This is a genomic window from Flagellimonas lutimaris (genome assembly GCF_051494225.1).
Classification (GTDB): Bacteria; Bacteroidota; Bacteroidia; order Flavobacteriales; family Flavobacteriaceae; genus Flagellimonas; species Flagellimonas lutimaris_A.
Genome location: NZ_JBNPYE010000001.1, coordinates 1,121,891 through 1,141,531, shown reverse-complemented (window position 1 = coordinate 1,141,531; position 19,641 = coordinate 1,121,891). Strand labels below are relative to the sequence as shown.

The following is a 19,641-nucleotide window of genomic DNA, read 5'->3' as shown; positions in this document are numbered from 1 at the left end:
AATAAATATACATTTTTGTACTGGACAAAAGATGAAAAAGGATCGTTAGGGTTATAACAAAAACGAATGCAGGGTTAGTTTTAAAATCCAAACGTAACTTTCAAAAATTTTCTTTCATCAACCTTTTAATAAAACCACTTTGAACGTTGTCCCTTCCTGAGGCTTACTTTCCACAGTAATTTTTCCTCCCATGGATTCTATTTGGTTTTTGGTGATAAAAAGACCGATTCCCCTAGCATCCTTTTTCCTATGGAAGGTTTTGTACATACCAAATAGTTTTTTGCCATACTTTTCTAGGTCAATACCCAATCCGTTGTCTGTTACTTGTAAAATAACATTTTGTTTTTCCTCCCAAGCTTTGATTAAAACGGTAGACTTTGTTTTCTCAGAATCTCTATACTTAATGGCATTGGATACTAAATTGAGCACAATACTTTCCAAATAGGCCAATATTCCTTTTACTTCAAGTCGTTTGGGAAGGTCTATGGTTATCTGAACATCATTTTTTTCAATAAGTGCCTGAATATCCATCAATACTTTTTGAACGATATAAGGAAGTTGAATGGATTTAAGTTTTTTATCCGATTCCAATTTGACCCGTACCACCTCGTTAAGATGGGTTATGGTTTCATTTAGGCCATCAGATGCCCTTACCAACATGCCCAAACTATCTTTTCGTTCGGATTCTCCAAGTGTTTCATCATTTAAAAAACTGCTGATCATGGTAAGATTTGCAGCATGTGACCTAAGATTATGGGATACAATGTGTGCAAAGTTCAGCAAGCTGCTATTTTGGTTGGTAGAAAGCTCCAAAAGTCCCTTCAATTTTTTTTCAGCTTTGATTCTTGATGTAATATCTACAATTTGAGAAATGAAATGTGAAATTTCTCCATCAATGTTTCTTGCCGCTGTAACGGTGAGGATAGTATAAATAACCTCTCCATTTTTATTGAAATACTTTTTTTCTATTTGATAGGTACTTCTTTTTCCTTGGATGAGTTCGCGCAGCAGGGAGAGATCTATTTCGAGATCATCGGGATGTGTAATTTCTTGAAAAGTAAGATTCAAAAGCTCTTTTTTGGTATAGCCCAAACTATTGCACAGACTTTGGTTAACATCCATAAAGCTACCATCCTTGCCCACCAATGCCATTCCAATGGATGAGTTTTCCAAGGTGCCTTGAAGCGATTCCTCACTTTTAAGCAACTGAAGCTGTGTAGTTTTTAAATCAGTAATATCATTATTGATACCGATCATTTTCAGGGCATTTCCATCTTCGTCTCGGACAATAGTGGCTTCTGCCTTGATCCATCGTATGTCTCCGTTTGGCTTGATTACCCTAAAAATACTATCAAAATCCTTGATTCCGGAGATGGCATCGTTGACTTCAATGGAGGTTGGTTCTTTGTCATCGGGGTGAACACAAGCTTGCCAAGCTTCAAAAACTCCGTCGAAATCGGATTCTTGAATGCCGTACAACAAATACATGTTTTGGTCCCAATAAATCTGATTCTCCGGAATATTGTATTCCCATATCCCGATACCTGCAGTTTTTGTGGCCAAGGATAACCTTTCACTTATTTGATTAAACTTAAGTTCTATCTGTTTTCGTTTGTCTATATCCTGAAAGGTCCCCACTATTCGAATGCATTTATCATTTATCATTTCCGGTTCACCAATGGCCCTTACCCAGAGTTCATTTCCTTTTTCGGTGATAATTTCCAACTCCGTGTCCCAAGATTTTCCATATTCAATAGCATTTTGAACCAGGCGGGTGATAGTTTCCCTGCTGCGTCCCTCTTTATAAAAAGATATTCCCTTCTCCAGGTCGGGGACATAATTTTCAGGTACTTCATGGATTTTTTTGGTAATTTTGGACCAGTATATGGTGTTTTTGAGCAAGTCGAATTCCCAGCCACCGATTCTAGCTACTTCTTGAGATTTGATCATCAGCTCTTCTTCCCGTCTTTTGTCTGTAATGTCCTCCAGAATTACCAAAATATTTGCTGATGATTTATCTTTATCGTTTGCATAAATGCTGCTTATTTTCCAATCGTACCAAACTGAATCCCCATTTCCTAAAATCAGCCTTTTGGAGTCCGACCGATGATCAATACCCTCCAAACAATATTTGATGTCAGACTTTAGTTCTTCGGGCAACTCCGGCATTACATTAAAAAAACCTTGTCCTTTTATCTCTGGATTTAAATTAAATTGGTTCAACCATTGTCCGGAAAAATCGATAATGCAATACTTTTCATCTAAAATGGCAAACGGAATAACGGTATCGTGAAAGATAGATTGGCTTGAGGTCATCTTAGGGGATGTTTTGAAAATCTAATAAAAATATCAAAACAGGATAATCCTCACAATATTGTTTATAAAATAAGTTCCTTTTCGGAAAAAATTGATTCTAACTACTTGTTTTAGAATAAAATCAGCTTTTTTTGGATTTATAGCATCGGCTTTAAAACCACCCATACATTTTCAGCCACCAGTTTTTGACCCTTTACGGTAGGATGTATCCCATCTCCTTGGTTGAGTTCCGGGATTCCAGCTACATTGTCCAATAAAAAGGGAATCAGTTTTATATTTTCCGACGCGGCCAGTTCAGGAAATATGCTTTCAAATTTCGAAGTATATTCAGGTCCCATATTCGGCGGAATCTTCATGCCGGCAAGAATAATTTTTACATCGGGTAATTTGCTTTGAACGGTATCCACCATGCTTTGCAGGTTTGATTTCGTTTCTGTCAGCGGAACACCTCGTAAACCATCATTGGCTCCCAATTCTATGATGATGATATCGATACCATCTTCCAAAACCCACTCCAACCTGTTTTTGCCACTTGCCGTAGTTTCTCCGCTCAGCCCTGCGTTGATCACAGTATAGTCCAAGCCTAAAGAGTCTATTTTTTCTTGTATAACGGCAGGGAAAGCTTGACTGACTTCCAATCCGTACCCAGCGGTTAGGCTATCACCAAAAAACAGGATTTTTTTGTTCGAATCGCTGGTCTCGGTCACTGCTGTGTCCTCTGTGTTCGAAGTTGCCTCTGTATCTTTTTTAGTGTTCTTTTCCCCACAACCAAGCAATAGTAGCGTCAAAAAATAACAAAACATTAACGGCAATGGGAAGCTCGGGGTTTTCTTGGTCATGATCTATTTTAGTATTTTGAGAGTTTTTAACCAAAAGCGTGGTATGTCAAAGATATTAAAAGTTCAAGACCTCTCTAAAACCTATCGAAGTGGAGAACACGACCTCAATGTACTCAACAATGTTTCATTTGAAGTAGGAAGAGGTGAAAGTTTTGCAATTGTTGGTCCATCAGGTAGTGGAAAAACTACGCTATTGGGACTTTGCGCTGGATTGGATACCACAGATGAAGGTGAAATTTGGCTTTGTGGTCAAAATTTGTTCGAACTTGATGAGGATGGAAGGGCACGCTTAAGAAACCAGAATGTAGGTTTTGTTTTTCAGGATTTCCAACTATTACCTACGTTGACCGCACTGGAAAACGTGATTGTTCCTTTGGAACTTCGTGGGGTTAAAAAAGCGGCGGACCATGGAAAAGAGCTTTTGGCCAAGGTCGGACTGCAAGATAGAGCAGGACATTACCCTTCTCAATTATCGGGAGGAGAGCAGCAGCGAGTAGCATTGGCACGTGCTTTTGCCAACAAACCGGCCATACTTTTTGCAGATGAGCCCACGGGAAACCTTGATGATGATACAGGTACCAAAATAGAGGACTTGCTTTTTGAACTCAATAAAGAACAGGGCACGGCCCTTGTCATAGTGACCCATGATCTGGAGCTGGCCCAAAAAACAGATAAAAGTATTCGTTTAAGGTCTGGCAAAATCGAGGAAACCGTAGGTTGATTATGGGAAAGAACTATACTGGATTTTCTTGGTTACTAAAAATGGCATGGCGCGATGGTAAGGCAAGCTACGGTAAACTATTATTGTTTGTATTCTCCATTACCTTGGGCGTGGCCGCTGTGGTCAGTGTTCATTCCTTTAGTGACTTATTGAAAGAGAATATTACTTCACAATCCAAATCGCTTTTAGGAGCCGATTATGTTATAGATAGCGGCAAGCCTGTAAATGATAAGGTCATGGGTATTATTGATTCTTTGGGTGGAGCCGATGCTCGAGAAATCAATTTTATGTCCATGGCCGCTTTTCCAGGTAACGAAGGCACCAAACTCATGGAGGTTAGGGGAGTGGAAGGAGGTTTTCCATTTTATGGAGAATTGGAATCTACGCCCATTTCAGCAGCAAATGATTTTAGAAATGGTGGAGCCTTGGTAGATGCTACTACCATGCTTCAGCTCAACCTAAAGGTTGGCGATAGTATAAAGTTTGGAGCAGTTACCCTTCCCATTGCAGGGGAGTTGGAAACTGTTCCCGGTAGCACATCGGTTTTTGGGGCCATTGCACCACCGGTGCTTATTCCATTTACATATATTGAAGCAACAGGTCTGATCCAAACAGGAAGTCGCATTGAGTACAAATATTACTTCAAAGCGGATGAGAGTCAGGATATGGTTCTCTTAGACAAGAAGGTTGACCCTGTATTGGATGCCGAAGAGGCAGATTTGGACACCCATCTCTCCGAAGCTCGTCGCTTGGGGCGACGGTACGAAAATTTTGGAAAATTCCTCAATCTGGTCGGTTTTATTGCGTTGCTACTGGGTTGTGTCGGTATTGCCAGTGGAATGGGCATCTATGTTCAGATGAAATTAAAATCCATAGCAGTGCTCAAATGCTTGGGAGCATCAAAAAGGCAGAGCTACCTTATTTTCTTCATCCAAATAGCCTGTATGGGCATTGTTGGTGGATTGCTGGGAACGGTATTCGGTTATCTACTGCAACAATTGTTTCCCATCTTATTGGGTGATTTACTACCTGTTGATGTTGATATTACTGTATCCCTTCAAAGTATATTGCTTGGACTTTCATTGGGATTGGCTATGTCTGTATTGTTTGCACTCTATCCACTCATGAAAACTTTATACGTCTCGCCCTTGCAGGCCTTGCGTGTGGTACAGGAAACCAAACCCCGATCAAAAAGGGCAACGACTGCTGTTGGATTGGGCATTGTGCTGTTTGTGTTCAGTTTTTCATTTTGGTTGCTTGGTGATTTTATGCGCTCTCTGTTTTTTGTAATAGGATTACTGATTGTCTTTTTGATTCTTACTGCTGTTGCCCGATTCTTTATGGCCATGTTGAAAAGATTCTTTCCCTATTCCTGGAGTTTTATTGCTCGCCAGAGTTTGAAGAATTTGTTCAGACCACAAAATCAGACCTTGGTTTTAGTGTTGTCCATAGGTATTGGAACTTTTTTGATAAGTACCCTTTATTTTACCAAGGATATGCTTTTGGAAAAGGCAGCAATTGAGGATAGTGCCAACAGCGCCAATATGATTTTAATGGATATACAGAATCCACAAATGGATGGTGTTTCCAGCACTATAAAAGCTTCGGGTTATCCTGTAATCGATAAAATTCCAATTGTTACCATGCGGGTCGAAACCTTGAATGGGAATCATGTGGAAGATATTAGAAAGGATACCACATCGCAGGTTGGTAGATGGATATTGAACCATGAGTTTAGGGTAACCTATAGAGACAGTCTTATTGGTTCCGAACGAATTTTAGAGGGAGATTGGGTAAGCAGTGTCGATGCAGATTCGGATGTCCCTATTTCCGTGAGCAGTGATTTTGCCAATATGGCCAAAGTGACCATCGGAGACCCTATTTCATTTAATGTCCAGGGTAGAATAATGAATACGGTCGTGCAAAGCATACGGGACGTGGATTGGAGCAGGTTACAGCCTAACTTCTCCATAGTTTTTCCAGCTGGAGTACTGGAAAATGCCCCGCAATTCGGGGTTATGACCACTAGAACCTCTGATGATATTGGTTCGGCCAAGCTTCAACAGCAATTGGTGCGTCAATTTCCCAATGTTTCCATTTTGGACTTGAAACGTATCCTAAGTCTTTTGGAGGATATTCTGGGGAAAATTGGATGGGTCATCAATTTTATGGCCTTCTTCAGCATTTTTGTTGGGGTTGCTGTATTAATGGGTGCTATCTACAGCAGCAAACATCAAAGAGTAAAACAAGGTGCTTTATTAAGGACTTTGGGAGCTCAAGGGGCACAAATTTTAAAAATGATAGCCATTGAGTACGCCATTCTTGGATTTTTAGGGGCTTTTATGGGTGTGCTGCTCGCTGTTTTGGGAAGTTCCCTATTGGCTTATATGTTGTTTGAAACCACTTTTACTCCTTCATGGGTACCGTTTTTTATTATTCTTCCGGCAATCACCTTATTGGTTTTTGCGCTGGGCGTCGGAAACAGTATTGGAATTGTTAGAAACTCTCCGCTTTCTGTTTTGAAGAAGGAGAAGGATTAAAGCTTATTGCTTTTACCAATATTTTTTATGATTTAAAGCAATCTTGAAGTCGTTGGTGTGTGTTTTGAGTGTTTTGTTCTTCATTATACTCATGTAAGAACAGAGGTAGATACGAGATCATTTTAGGAATAATTCAAAAAAATCTTCCTTAAATATTCTATTTAAAGATTTTTTTATAATTTGTTAACGTTTTTTGGTATTATTTCAATTGGTTTTTTATTAAATCAAGGAGATAGAACAACTTTCCTTTTTAGAAATACCTCTGTTTGGAGTTATTTCATACATACGGCACTTTTTCGTTTAGAACGAAAACGGTTTCGCATTTCAGTGTTGCGCAGCCATTAGTTTAGAAATGAAGAGGTATATGGCTAAATTGACATAAACAAACGTGTTGTTTGCCACATACTTAAAAGAAAGGCGAAAAATGGACCAGAAAAGCTTTAAGAATGAATCTTTCCTCATTGAGCAGCTAAAAAAAGGCTGCAAAGATGCTTATGGTCATCTGTTTAAGTTGCACCATAGGGAGCTTTGTAACTATATGACCGCAATTTCCGGAGACCCAAAGATTGCAGAAGATATTGTTCAACAAACCTTCATCAAGATTTGGGACAATAGACAAAAACTTTTTGTAACGGAAAATAAGTTAAAAAGATATCTGTTCAAAGTTGCCTACAACCTATTTATTGATTCCCAGAGAAAAAAGAAAAAGGAATTTCAACTATTGGAAAGCCTTAAACAACAGGCATATTTGGATATGACCGATGCCGATACCTCTCTTTTTGAGGAGAGGCTCAAGAAAGTAGAAAAGGAAATCGATAATTTGCCCGAACAATGTAAAAAAGTCTTTATTATGAGTAAAAGGGAGGGACTTAAATACAGGGAAATTTCGGAACAACTTCACATTTCAGTAAAAACCGTGGAGGTTCACATGGCCAAGGCCATGAAGCGTCTACGAGCCCAATTGACCATTTTCTTTTAATACCGGTTCCATCACCGCTATCAAATTGGACGCTTCAATAGTTTGAGGTAAAAAGAGCATATTTCACACTTTAAATGTTAAAAAAATAGAACTATGTAAGGGTTTTTGGAAAATCTCACGTCTCTTTTAAAAGTGACAATATTTTTCAAATGACCAAAATTGATATCAGAAGAATAATTACCAGGTATATCAACCAAGAAGCTTCACAAGAAGAATTGGCCATTTTATACGAATGGGTTAAAAAAGAGAACAACAAAGAAGTGTTCAAAAAGTTGGTGCAAGCCGATTTTTTGGTCAACTATGAAGATAAATCATGGGAAACCGAGGAAGCCTTTGAAGGTTTCTTACATACTATAAAACAAAGAGAAACTTCAAAAGTAAAGCCGTTATACGCAGGTAGTCAAATTTGGAAATATGCCGCCGTAATTATGATTATTGTTGGTTCATCTTTATTCTTTTTACTAAATCAGAGTCCTCAAATAATTGTTCCGGTTGAGGTGGATCCAAATCAGATTACACTTCAATTGGACAATGGCGAGGTTTTGACCCTTGATCCAGAATCCGATGCCACCGTCCAAAGTAAAAATGGAAGCACGGTAGTAACTCTTGTAAAAGGTGTTTTAACTCAGGAGGAAGCACAAATTAAAAAAGGTAAAGTTCAAAACAATACTATTAGAGTGCCTTATGGCAAAAATCTATCGGTTACTTTACAAGATGGGTCGGTTGTGATGCTGAACTCTGGATCTAGCATGATCTACCCTTCCAGTTTTGCAGATATGGATACTCGGGAGGTGCAACTAAAGGGAGAGGCGTTTTTTGAAGTTGCCAAAGACCCAAAAAAACCTTTTATAGTTAAAACAGAAACCATGTACACCCAAGTTTTTGGTACTGTTTTTAATGTTTCCGCATACGAAGAAGATGATACTACCGAAGTGGTGTTGGTCGAAGGCTCCGTAGGGGTTGGCAAATCAAATGAAGTAAATCCAGAAACCTTACAAATGCTTGTGCCTTCGCAGAAAGCTTCCAATATTATGGGAGATGAAAAGGATTTTGTGGTGGAAGACGTAGATGTATCCTCATACATATCATGGACCAAAGGGATTTTGGCCTTCGAAAATGAATCCATGGGACAAATTATAAAAAGACTTCAGCGTCAATACAATATAAAGATTGTTAATCAGTACAAGGAATTGGACGAGCGAAGGTTTACGGGAATGTTCGATGAGGAAACCATAGATCATGTTCTCAAAACCATTCAGGCTCACACACATTTTAGTTATGACAAAGAAGAAAATTTGATAACGATTAAAAAACCAAATAACGAATAGTGCCTATGATATAAAAAACCATTAATACCAAAAAACAATTACTAACTAACTAGACTAAATCAATTATGAAAAAAACCAAAACTATACGTGCTACCACATCAAGGTTAGGGCAAAGATTACTGTATGGATTTTTCCTGCTCTTTATGCTTGGTCAAGTCAATGCTGCATCTTGTGCGCAATATGATAAGGTGGCAATGAGCTTTGACGACACCAGATTAAGTGATGTATTCGAAGCCATTACCGAATCAACGGGCTATAAATTTTTTTATGAAGCATCGGAGGTTGATATTGACCGAAAGGTAACGGTTAATGGTAGCAACCTTTGTATTCAAGATTTTTTAAGGGAGGTTTTTCAAGATACAAATCTATCCTTTGAGATTATCGAAAGACAAATAGTAATCAAAGAGAAGAGCAAAACACTTCCCAATTTAGTTCCGCAAAAGAAGATCAATGCAGAGAATCCCCAATCCAATTTAACCGGGGTTGTATTGGATGAGGCAGGAATTCCACTTGCCGGTGCTACTATTATTGCCAAAGGAACCAATGAAGGAACTACTACCGATTTTGATGGAAATTTTGAAATCACGATGCCTTCAGGGGTCTCGGTTATTCGAGTAACCTATATCGGTTTTAAGGCTAAAGAAGTTAATGTGGCCGGACAATCCTCTGTAACCATTACCTTGGAACAAGATGCAGCCGCTTTGGAAGAGGTTGTTGTTGTAGGGTACGGTACTTTGGCGAAGAAAAAAGTAACTGGTTCCGTGGTTTCAATTACACCGGAGACAATAACCGAAGTTCCAGCATTAACTCCTGAAAGCGCCCTTATCGGTCAAGTGACAGGGGTTCAGGTGCAAGAAGTTTCTGGAGAGCCGGGAGCTGCACCGAACATTCGTGTAAGGGGTTCGGGATCTATCTCCGCAGGAAACGACCCATTGTTTGTTGTGGATGGAATTCCAATTTCCCGTAACCTAACATCTTCAAGTCAATTAGGTGGTGTGGCAAATAGACGCGCAACGTTTCAACCACCAACAATTAACCCACTGGCTACCTTAAATCCCAATGATATTGAATCTATTCAGGTTTTAAAGGATGCAAGTGCAGCGGCCATTTATGGTTCCCGAGGCGGTAATGGAGTTCTTTTGATAACCACAAAAAAAGGTTCAAATGGTGATGAAGGTGTTTTTTCCTTTGATTCTTTTGTGAGCATGCAATCTGTTGCAAACAAAATCGATTTAATGAATGCGCAAGAATTGATAGATTTTACAACCGATGCCAGAAACAATAACTACTTACAATCGGTGGATGGAGCTTCTATTGATGATCCTATTGGGCCTGGAGATAGAGGTGATACCAATTATGAGATTCCAGAATCATTTCTAAACTGGGATGGAACAGATACGGACTGGCAAGATCTTATTTTTAAGACTGGGATAGTTCAGAGCTATAACTTTTCTTATGCCTCGCCAGTGAGGAACAAAACTAGTTTTTATGCCTCTACAGGTTATTTTTCGCAAACAGGTGTAATTGATAAGGCAAAGTTTGAACGTTACTCGGTATTGTTGAACTTAAACTCTCAGTTGACTGAAAAACTGAACTTGGATTTACGATTGGCGCCAACGGTGACCGAAAACCAACGAGTGCCCGCATCCTCCCCATATTTTGCGACCCCTCCGGGTATCGTATATTCCGGCTTGGTACACTCGCCTACGGTCAGTCCTTACAACCCTGATGGAACCATCAACCAATTGAACAACCAATCCTATTTGGGAGGAGGTACCACTACGGCCAGTAATCCATTGGCTATCATTAAGGCCGTGGACGACCAAATTTTCCAATTTCAGACCCGGGGAAACCTTGGCTTGACCTATGATATTACCCCAGAACTGAGTTTCAAGACCTTCGGAGGTGTTTACATCAACCTGTTCAATCAAGATTTTTACAGAGACAATACTTTATTGTACAGAAACAATGCCAATGGAAACCCCTATGGCCAGGCATCATCCTCAACAGAGACCAACTGGCTTTGGGAAAATACGCTTAACTGGAAAAAAGAGTTCGGTGACCATTATATTGATGCAGTCTTGGGGTACATGGCACAAAAGGACAACTTAACGTTAAAACAAGTATTGGCAAATAATTACCCTGATGACCTTGTACCGACCGTAAGTGGAGGACAAGTATTTGGAGGAACTTCTGTTAAAGAACAATGGTCCTTATTGTCTTCTCTATTTAGAGTAAATTATAGTTTTAAGGACAAATATTTATTTACGGGAACATTCCGTTCCGATAAATCCTCAAGATTTGGAAAGAACAACCAAACAGGATATTTTCCTTCCTTTTCTTTAGGGTGGAGGTTGAACGAGGAAGAATTTTTAGTAGACTCAGAAACTATCTCCGAGCTTAAATTGCGAGTTAGCTGGGGTCAAACCGGTAACTTCGAAATTCCAAATTATGGAGCCGTAGGTTTATTATCGCCACAGAACTATAACCTTGGAGGAAATCAAATCAATGGTCTTGTTCAAAGTACAATTCCTAATCCTAACCTTACTTGGGAAAAATCCGAACAGATAGATGCAGGTATAGAGTTAGGGTTGTTCAATAACCGAGTCTTCCTTTTGGCAGATTACTACGATACCAAAACAAAGGATTTGTTACTTAACGTTGCTATTTCTTCAGTTTCTGGGTTCGAGACCCAACTAAGAAACCTTGGGGAAGTACAAAACAGAGGTTTTGAACTTGCTTTAAGCACCAAAAACTTTGTAGGCGAAGACTTTACGTGGAATACAAATATTAATTTCTCCACAAACAAGAACGAAGTACTTTCTTTGAATGAAAGTAATGAGCCCATTTTTTCCTCTGGTAGTGCAGGGGTAAGACACGTAACGCGTGTAGGTGACCCGATAGGTAGCTACTATGGTTATGTAACGGATGGTATCTATCAATCCCAAGAGGAAATTGATAACGCACCATTTGATACTCAGGCCCCAGATCCAGCTCCTGGAGACATTAGGTTTAAAGATGTAGATGGTGATGGAGAAATAACTCCGGACGATAGAACGGTTACAGGTAGTTATTTCCCTGATTTTACTTGGGGTGTAAATAACAGGTTGACCTTTAAGAATATTGATTTCAGCTTTTTGATTCAAGGAGTGGAAGGAAACGAGATTCTTAACTTAACTTCAAGACACATGAAGAATGGTGAGGCCAACTTTAACTCTTATGCCATTTTCAATGAACGTTGGAAGTCACCTTCGGAACCAGGAAATGGATATATACCAAGAGCTGATAGGCAAACAGGTAACCATGGGAACAACAATAGGCCTTCTTCTTTTCAAGTGGAGGACGGGTCCTATGTGCGATTAAGAAATGTGACGCTGGGTTACACCTTGCCGACCAATAACTTTTTTGGAAGCAAAATTCAGAAACTTAGGTTCTATGTTACGGGTACAAACCTCTTCACCATTACCGATTATCTAGGGTACAACCCAGAGGTTAGTAGCATTACCACGAATAGTTTGACACCGGGAGAGGATTATGGGGCATTTCCATTGACCAAATCCTTCACCTTGGGGGTAAACCTAAAGTTCTAATCTAAAAAAAGGAAAAAAATGAAACGAATTCTATATATAATGCTATGCACGGCACTTTTTACCGGGTGTAGCGAAGACTTTACAGATCTCGCGCCCATTTCCAACAGAAATGAGGCAGATTTTTACAATGCTCCCGAAGATTTTGAAGTAGCTATTAATGCCAGTTACGCCGGACTCCAGAGCACCGGGGTTTACGGACGCGGGTACTGGACTATGTTCGAGATGAGAAGCGATAATACCGATCAAGGTCCCGATGCGACCGGATTGGCCCGTCAGTACACGGAAATCAATGCTTTTACCGAGGATGCCCTCAATGAGCAGATTACCTCAGCTTGGAGCGAGTCCTACAGAGTTATTGCCAATTGCAATGTGATTTTAGATCGTATCCCAAATGTTGAAATGGACGCGTCGCTAAAGAATCAAGTATCAGGTGAAGCTTTGTTTATCCGTTCCTTGATGTACTACCATTTGGCAATCGGATTCGGAAATATCCCTTTACAACTTACATCCTTTGATTCGGGAGACGAACTTGTGCAGGTTGACGAAAATACGGTATTACAACAATTGGTTACCGATTTAACAACAGCAGAAGAAAATCTACCTGTATCGTATACTGGAAGTGAAGTTGGAAAAGCTACAAAAGGTGCAGCAGCAACCTTGTTGGCCAAAGTATTGTTGACATTGGGTGAAAATTCTGCTGCAGAAACTGTTCTCAGGAGAATCATAGCCAACTACGGATATGAGTTATTGCCCAATTACGCCGATCTATGGGGTGTTGCCAACGAGAACAACGCAGAGTCTATTTTCGAGGTTCAGTATATCAGTGGAGGTATAGGTCAGGGTAGTCTTTTTACCAATGATTTTTCACCAAGTACCGATTTGCAGACCGGTTCAGGGTTTGGTAGAAACCGTCCGACTGTTTCCATGTTGGAAGCCTATGAAGACGGGGATTTAAGATTAGAACCATCTATGGGAGCGACCTACATTGACCTGGAAGGAGAAGTGGTCGAAGCCAGACATGTAAGAAAGTACCAGTCCGATTTGGCCATTGAGAACGATTCCGACATCAATTTTGTGGTATTTCGATATGCCGATGTTCTGCTTATGTTGGCAGAAGCTTTAGGTGATACACCCGAAAGTTATGATTTGATCAATGAGGTAAGAGATAGAGCTGGATTACCAGATATTGATGCTTCCACACCTGGTACTTTTGAAGATAAATTGCTTCAGGAAAGAAGGGTTGAACTTGCTTTTGAAAACCACAGATGGCCAGACCTAAAACGATTTGGTGCCGTTGGTAAAGTTATCGAGGCAGAAGACTTTATAACCAGTACCAAGGAGTATTTCTTTATCCCACAAAGGGAAATGGACATCAACCCGAACTTTGTTCAGAACTAGGAAGTTCAATAATGATTTAACGAGATTTTGTTTTCATCCATTAAGTTAGTTTGATTGATAAGTGCAGTGCTCCCAAAGCATGGATTACCTACTTATAACTATGGATGAAAATATAATAATACTGTTGCTTCAATAGAGGTGACCAGAGATGGGATTGTAAAATTTTAATGAATTAAATATCAAATAGAAAAATGAGAAAGTTACTTATGGCCGTTTGTTTATGCTTTGCATTTACAACAATTCAGGCCCAACAGAAAAAAGTCTTGAATATTTTGGCTATTGGAGCACATCCAGACGACTGTGATTCCAAGTTTGGGGGAACGGCTGCCTTGTTTGCCAAAATGGGACACAATGTAAAATTCCTTGCGTTGACGAATGGAGATGCCGGCCATCATGAAATGGGCGGTGGCGTATTGGCCAAAAAGCGCAGACAAGAGGCCAAAGATGCTGCAAAAGCATTGGGTATAGCCGAATATGAAGTTTTGGATAATCATGATGGAGAATTGTTTCCAACCCTAAATGTCCGATTGGAAGTAATCCGAAGGATTCGGGATTGGAATGCGGATATAGTTTTGGGCCTTAGACCTAACGATTATCACCCAGATCATAGAAATGCCGGTTCAGTGGTACAGGATGCTGCTTACATGAACATTGTTCCAAACGTGGCTCCAGATACTCCACCACTTAAAAAGAATCCTGTATTTCTGTATATGAGCGACCATTTTAAAAAGCCTTACCCATTTCAGAAGGATATCGCTGTTATCGTCGACGATGTTATTGATACAAAAGTAAAAGGTTTGGCCGCGCACGATTCTCAAATGTTCGAGTGGTTGCCTTGGACCAATGGTGTGGATCTTTCTACAATCCCTACAGGTGAAACAGAAAGACTGGCATGGTTAAAAGATAGGTGGATGAACAGAAAACCAAATGCCAGCACTTTGGATGCTGTTAAAAAGTGGTACCCAGGTGTAGACGTTTCAAAAGTAAAGCAAGTTGAATTTTTTGAGATATGTGAGTATGGCAAGCAACCTACTGATGAGGAAATAAAAGTAATGTTCCCAATGTTGGGTACAAAATAAAAACATATAGCACTGACCACCCAGGTAGTATCCAAACATAAATAACCAATCAATTTAAAATGGAGACCAGCAAGCCCACGACCAAAAGATATATCCATATTATAGGGTTGGTAATGATCGTATTTTTTGTGATATCGTTCATTACCAACATCCTGAATTCAATAATCGTGGATGTAAAGGATAGTTTTGACCTTAGCCTAACATTAACAGGCCTATTGCCATTTACCTTTTTTATAGCTTATGGCATAATGTCCATACCAGCAGGATTTTTATCTGAAAAGTATAGCGAGAGGACATTGCTTTCCGTTTCATTTTTGGTCATGGCGCTTGCTTCCCTGGGTTTTGCATTGCTGCCCCAGTATGGTGTTTTTAGCATAACCTTGTTTGTGTTGGGCTGTTGTATGGCAGTACTTCAGGTAATTATAAACCCCATGTTGCGTGTGGCGGGAGGTGAAGAGCATTTCGCATTTAACTCTGTATTGGCACAATTGGTTTTTGGAGCAGCATCATTTTTAAGCCCTTATCTATATAAGTATTTGGTAAGTAAGAATAACACCGATGATTCTTTAGCTGAGATGTTGCGTGGATGGGTGCCACAAGATTTACCTTGGGCATCACTCTATATTGTATTCGCAGCAATTTCTTTAGTATTGTTTTTCTATGTGTTTTTAACCAAATACCCCAAGTTTGAAAAGACCGAGGAAGAGAAAGCGGGAGATACCAGCTCTTATTGGGACCTTTTAAAGAATAAATGGACAATACTCTATTTCTTGGGAATCTTTTGTTATGTAGGAACAGAGCAAGGTGTAGGAAACTGGATTTCCCAGTTCCTTAACCAATATCATGGCCTTGACCCTCAAACGGTAGGTGCGGATACCGTATCTTATTTCTGGGCCATGTTGACAGTGGGATGTTTGTTGGGCTTATTGCTATTAAAGTTTATGGACAGTCGAAAATTGCTGATTTTGGCAACTTCCATAACCATAATTAGTCTTATACTGGCACTAACCGGATCTGCACAAATGGCTTTGATAGGTTTCCCCGCAGTAGGTTTCTTTATATCCGTTATGTATTCCATCATATTTTCTTTAGCACTTAATTCTGTTAAAGAACATCATGGGTCTTTATCAGGTATTCTTTGTACAGGTATAGCCGGCGGTGCTGTAATTCCATTTATAGTGGGAGGTTTGGGCGAATTAATGTCATTGAAATCAGGGATGTTCTTTTTAATGATTCCTTTGGCTTTTATCCTAACCATAGGGTTTTGGGCCAAACCATTGGTCAATAATAAAACCATAAGCTTAAAAAAAGACTAGTGGAAAACGGAATCAAAACAGTTTTGGGAGTTGATATTGGGGGTACCAAAATCAAAGCAGGAAGGATCTTGGGCAATGATGTGGTACAAACTAGTATTTGTAAAGTTATAAAGGATGATTCAGAAGAAGCTTCCCTCTCAAAATTATTCACAACGATTGATGAGGTAATGACAAATGCTGTTGAAGCTATAGGAATTGGGGTTCCCGCAGTTGTTGACCCAGATTCGGGAATCGTATATGATGTGCAGAATATTCCGTCCTGGAAAGAGGTTCCTTTAAAAGAACTTGTGGAAAAACAATTTAATGTCCCGGTGTATATAAACAATGATGCCAATTGTTTTGCCTTGGGTGAAAAATACTTTGGGAAGGCCAGGAATTATTCGAATAGTGTGGCCTTGTCATTGGGTACGGGACTTGGGATGGGAATTTTAATAAATCATAAGTTGTACAACGGTGTTCTGTGTGGAGCTGGGGAAATAGGGATGCTACCCTATAAAAATGGAATCCTGGAACAATACACGGGAAGTTTTTTTTTCGAAGAAGAATACGGTGAATCCGCCAAAATATTGTATCAAAAAGCATTGGATAACAATAGTGAAGCATTGTCCGCCTTCAAAAAATATGGATTTCATTTGGGAGTGGCAATCAAGGCCATTCTTTACCTTTTTGCACCAGAATCGATAATACTGGGAGGGTCTATAAGCAATGCATATCCATTTTTCAGGACTTCCATCGAAGAAGCGCTAGGTTCATTTGCCTATCAAAAACAATTGGAAAATTTTAAAATAGAAACATCAGATTTGGTGGATTCACCCATTTTGGGTGCAGCTGCCCTATGTCTGTAAAAAAATAACCTTACTATACAAATGAGAATAATAATTACAGTGCTATTAGCATGTTTTTTACTAAAATCCTGCTCTCAACCCATTGCTACAGGGAAACAGGTGAGCATTACCGTGGAGAACAATAAAAAGGGAGCTCCGATTACTTTGGGGATTCCTTTTCCAAAAGGAGAATTAAACTCAGTGGACCATTTACGTTTACTAACATCCGACGGTACTGAAATACCATGCCAGACTACAGAGGTGAGCAATTGGGGCCCAACAGACGACAGTGTAAAATGGGCCTGGGTATTCTTCTTTTCAGAAGAAACACAAGACTATGTATTGGAGTATGGTGAGGGTGTTGTTCCAATGCTTCCAAAGGAAAAAGTCGTTTCCGCTAACAACATGAGGCCTAGAGGAGGAATCGATGTTAATACCGGACCACTATCTTTTTCAATCCACAAAAAAGGGAATGGCTTTCTGGATGAAGTTTTCTTGGATTCTAACCAAGATGGAGAATTTGACAAGGAAGAACTTATAGCGTCTTCGCCAGAGGAAAACAGGGGTTCTTTTTTAGATCTTCTGGACGATGCTGGTATAGATGAATCCAAGGCTGTTATCAATGAGGTGTTCAGGGAAAAAGGATCAGGTCCCATGCATACCATATTTCGAATAGAGGGAACATATACTTATAGCAGGGAGGACAATAACCTATCACCATTTACTATTTGGCTGCACGCTTATGCAGGCAAAAGTTACCTTAAGGTGCTGCATACCATGACCTATACAGGAATTCCGGACAAGCATAAACAGCAGGAGGGAGAACACGCCAATATTGCAACACAGAATGAAAAAATTATCACGGAGAGTACTGAGGATGACATGGGTTGGACACAACCGAACGATCAAATAGCGGCCAGTGGACTTCAACTTAAATACCACTTGGACGAAAATGTAAGTGTTTCAATGCCCATGTATGATGGATCGTGGAAAAACGACGATGCGAATACGGTTATGGAAGAGGTTACAGTGAACAATGAGGCTCCAGTTCAATTATTACAAAAAGGACCTGGATATAGAAAAAGTACCAGCCTTCGGAGTCTGTATTTAAACAAATTCAAAGAGGATAAAGGTAACGAGGATTCAGGGGAGAAATTAGATTTTGAAGCTATTGTATCCAAAGGAAAGGATGATTTGGCAAAATCCCAAAGAGCAAAGGGTTGGGTCAATGTAACCGATGGAAAAAGGGGAGTAGGCGTAGGAATCAAGAATTTTATGAAAGAGTACCCAAAGGGAATCAAGGTCGATCCTGCAAATCGTATACTTTTAGGTAGTATTTGGCCAAAAGAAAATGGCCCAATGAGCTTTGCAAGACACAGTACCGAACCTGATGGTGGAATGCTCGACAATTTTGCCCAAGGAATTACCAAGACCACGGAATTTATCTATTATTTTCATGACAACCAGGCCACCGAAGAAGTAGGTGTAAAAATGGACTATGTTGTAGAAAGTCCTGTGGCCCATGCCACACCAGAGTGGTATACCAATTCCAAAGTTTATGGCAATATGGCTCCTGCATCCAAAAAACGCCCTGAATTTGAGAATGCACTACAATATAGATATCAATGGTGGGCATACAACCAAAAAAATGAGCCATGGTATGGAATGTTCAACTATGGCGATGGAAAAAGTTACTTTTTTAATGGAAAGTGGGTGCAATGGACCAACAACGAACCCACGGTTGATTTTATGCTATGGACCAATTTTATGCGTACCGGTAACCCTAAATATTTCAAATTGGCGCAAGCCATGAGTAGGCATACTATGGATGTGGACAATATCCATTGGCCCAAAAAGCGAACTTATTATGGGGAAATCAATGATGCTATTGATTTTTGGGATTATGAAGATGAACCAGAGTCCACACCTTATTTAGGTATTGGAAGAAGACATGCCAATGAACACTGGTACGCACTGTTAAGTGCCCATGTTTGGATTCAAGGTTGGATAGCCGATTATTATTTGTCCGCCGACCACAGAGCATTGGAGGTCGCCAAAATGACGGGGGATACCTATATCAACCGTATTTGGGGAGAGCATGATTTAAGGGGAAGACGACTGTATCTTTCCGTTCTCAACTTGGTTGAACTTTACGACGCCACCAAATTGCAGAAATATAAGGACGAATTGGATGATAGGGTTGATTTAATGCTTGAATTCCAAGAGCGACAAGGAGGTAATTTATTATTGGATAGATATGGATACAGTCAAACCTACGTGGCACAAGGACTTTATAAATACCAACAAATTACTGGTGATGAAGAAGTAAGAAAAGCACTGTTGAGGCATGCCAGATGGGTACGGGATGTACCACCTTTAAATCACGAAATGGAGTCCTATTTGGCCACAATTTATCCATTGTTATTGGGGTATGAGATAAGCGGGGAAAAGGTGTATTTAGATGAAGCCTTGGCAAGGGCGGAAGTGCTTAAAATTGGAGAATTACCAAAATCACCAGAGGAATATGAATCCGCAGAAACCTATAGCGAGGACCTTTTAGAAATTTCAAACCTACCTATGAGCAAGGGACGATTTACCAATTGGCAAACCAATCAAGGGATTCGTGTGTTTGGATGGACGCACGCCTATAATATTCCTTATTTGCTTTACTGGATGGATAAGGAGAATATCGATTAAATCTTGTAATCTTC

At 39.8% G+C, this 19,641-nt stretch carries 12 protein-coding genes; 10 read left to right on the top strand and 2 right to left on the bottom strand.

Annotation, left to right across the window (positions count from 1 at the left end):
* Nucleotides 1–117: 117 nt before the first annotated feature.
* Nucleotides 118–2,316: a PAS domain S-box protein gene (locus ACQQ5U_RS05055; RefSeq protein WP_437395861.1), complete on the bottom strand. Its 2,199-nt coding sequence runs from the start codon at nt 2,314–2,316 to the stop codon at nt 118–120.
* A gap of 137 nt (nt 2,317–2,453) precedes the next feature.
* Nucleotides 2,454–3,155: an arylesterase gene (locus tag ACQQ5U_RS05050; RefSeq protein WP_437395860.1), complete on the bottom strand. Its 702-nt coding sequence runs from the start codon at nt 3,153–3,155 to the stop codon at nt 2,454–2,456.
* Between the two features lie 43 nt (nt 3,156–3,198).
* Here ACQQ5U_RS05050 and ACQQ5U_RS05045 point away from each other — a divergent pair, with 43 nt between their 5' ends.
* The 10 genes from ACQQ5U_RS05045 (at nt 3,199) to ACQQ5U_RS05000 (ending at nt 19,627) form a co-directional block, all read left to right on the top strand.
* Nucleotides 3,199–3,876 (top strand): ABC transporter ATP-binding protein, encoded by a 678-nt coding sequence (locus ACQQ5U_RS05045; RefSeq protein WP_437395859.1) that lies wholly within the window; start codon nt 3,199–3,201, stop codon nt 3,874–3,876.
* A 2-nt stretch (nt 3,877–3,878) separates the two neighbouring features.
* The gene (locus ACQQ5U_RS05040) at nt 3,879–6,416 is read left to right on the top strand and encodes an ABC transporter permease (RefSeq protein WP_437395858.1); all 2,538 of its coding nucleotides are present in this window, start codon (nt 3,879–3,881) and stop codon (nt 6,414–6,416) included.
* A gap of 424 nt (nt 6,417–6,840) precedes the next feature.
* On the top strand, nt 6,841–7,395 hold the full coding sequence (locus ACQQ5U_RS05035) for an RNA polymerase sigma factor (protein ID WP_437395857.1): 555 nt from the start codon (nt 6,841–6,843) through the stop codon (nt 7,393–7,395).
* 149 nt (nt 7,396–7,544) lie between these two features.
* On the top strand, nt 7,545–8,723 hold the full coding sequence (locus ACQQ5U_RS05030) for a FecR family protein (protein WP_437395856.1): 1,179 nt from the start codon (nt 7,545–7,547) through the stop codon (nt 8,721–8,723).
* A gap of 65 nt (nt 8,724–8,788) precedes the next feature.
* A complete protein-coding gene (locus tag ACQQ5U_RS05025; RefSeq protein ID WP_437395855.1) occupies nt 8,789–12,313 on the top strand; it encodes a TonB-dependent receptor in 3,525 nt (1,174 codons plus the stop codon).
* 18 nt (nt 12,314–12,331) lie between these two features.
* Complete coding sequence (locus ACQQ5U_RS05020) at nt 12,332–13,711, top strand: RagB/SusD family nutrient uptake outer membrane protein (protein ID WP_437395854.1); 1,380 nt, start codon at nt 12,332–12,334, stop codon at nt 13,709–13,711.
* Nucleotides 13,712–13,902: 191 nt separating this feature from the next.
* Nucleotides 13,903–14,790 carry a PIG-L deacetylase family protein gene (locus ACQQ5U_RS05015; RefSeq protein ID WP_437395853.1) on the top strand — a complete coding sequence of 296 codons (888 nt, stop codon included), beginning with the start codon at nt 13,903–13,905 and terminating at the stop codon, nt 14,788–14,790.
* A gap of 59 nt (nt 14,791–14,849) precedes the next feature.
* Nucleotides 14,850–16,106, top strand: coding sequence for an MFS transporter (locus ACQQ5U_RS05010; RefSeq protein WP_437395852.1), 1,257 nt, complete (start codon nt 14,850–14,852; stop codon nt 16,104–16,106).
* Nucleotides 16,106–16,951, top strand: a complete 846-nt coding sequence (locus ACQQ5U_RS05005; protein WP_437395851.1) for an ROK family protein — start codon at nt 16,106–16,108, stop codon at nt 16,949–16,951. Before ACQQ5U_RS05010 ends, ACQQ5U_RS05005 begins: the two co-directional genes overlap by 1 nt.
* A gap of 21 nt (nt 16,952–16,972) precedes the next feature.
* Nucleotides 16,973–19,627, top strand: a complete 2,655-nt coding sequence (locus tag ACQQ5U_RS05000) for a hypothetical protein (RefSeq protein WP_437395850.1) — start codon at nt 16,973–16,975, stop codon at nt 19,625–19,627.
* Nucleotides 19,628–19,641 lie beyond the last annotated feature (14 nt).

What these genes read in the sequence shown, in the direction of transcription:
- ACQQ5U_RS05055 (WP_437395861.1), bottom strand. Translation starts at nt 2,316, where the DNA reads ATGACCTCAAGCCAATCTATCTTTCACGATACCGTTATTCCGTTTGCC.
- ACQQ5U_RS05050 (WP_437395860.1), bottom strand. Translation starts at nt 3,155, where the DNA reads ATGACCAAGAAAACCCCGAGCTTCCCATTGCCGTTAATGTTTTGTTAT.
- ACQQ5U_RS05045 (WP_437395859.1), top strand. Translation starts at nt 3,199, where the DNA reads ATGTCAAAGATATTAAAAGTTCAAGACCTCTCTAAAACCTATCGAAGT.
- ACQQ5U_RS05040 (WP_437395858.1), top strand. Translation starts at nt 3,879, where the DNA reads ATGGGAAAGAACTATACTGGATTTTCTTGGTTACTAAAAATGGCATGG.
- ACQQ5U_RS05035 (WP_437395857.1), top strand. Translation starts at nt 6,841, where the DNA reads ATGGACCAGAAAAGCTTTAAGAATGAATCTTTCCTCATTGAGCAGCTA.
- ACQQ5U_RS05030 (WP_437395856.1), top strand. Translation starts at nt 7,545, where the DNA reads ATGACCAAAATTGATATCAGAAGAATAATTACCAGGTATATCAACCAA.
- ACQQ5U_RS05025 (WP_437395855.1), top strand. Translation starts at nt 8,789, where the DNA reads ATGAAAAAAACCAAAACTATACGTGCTACCACATCAAGGTTAGGGCAA.
- ACQQ5U_RS05020 (WP_437395854.1), top strand. Translation starts at nt 12,332, where the DNA reads ATGAAACGAATTCTATATATAATGCTATGCACGGCACTTTTTACCGGG.
- ACQQ5U_RS05015 (WP_437395853.1), top strand. Translation starts at nt 13,903, where the DNA reads ATGAGAAAGTTACTTATGGCCGTTTGTTTATGCTTTGCATTTACAACA.
- ACQQ5U_RS05010 (WP_437395852.1), top strand. Translation starts at nt 14,850, where the DNA reads ATGGAGACCAGCAAGCCCACGACCAAAAGATATATCCATATTATAGGG.
- ACQQ5U_RS05000 (WP_437395850.1), top strand. Translation starts at nt 16,973, where the DNA reads ATGAGAATAATAATTACAGTGCTATTAGCATGTTTTTTACTAAAATCC.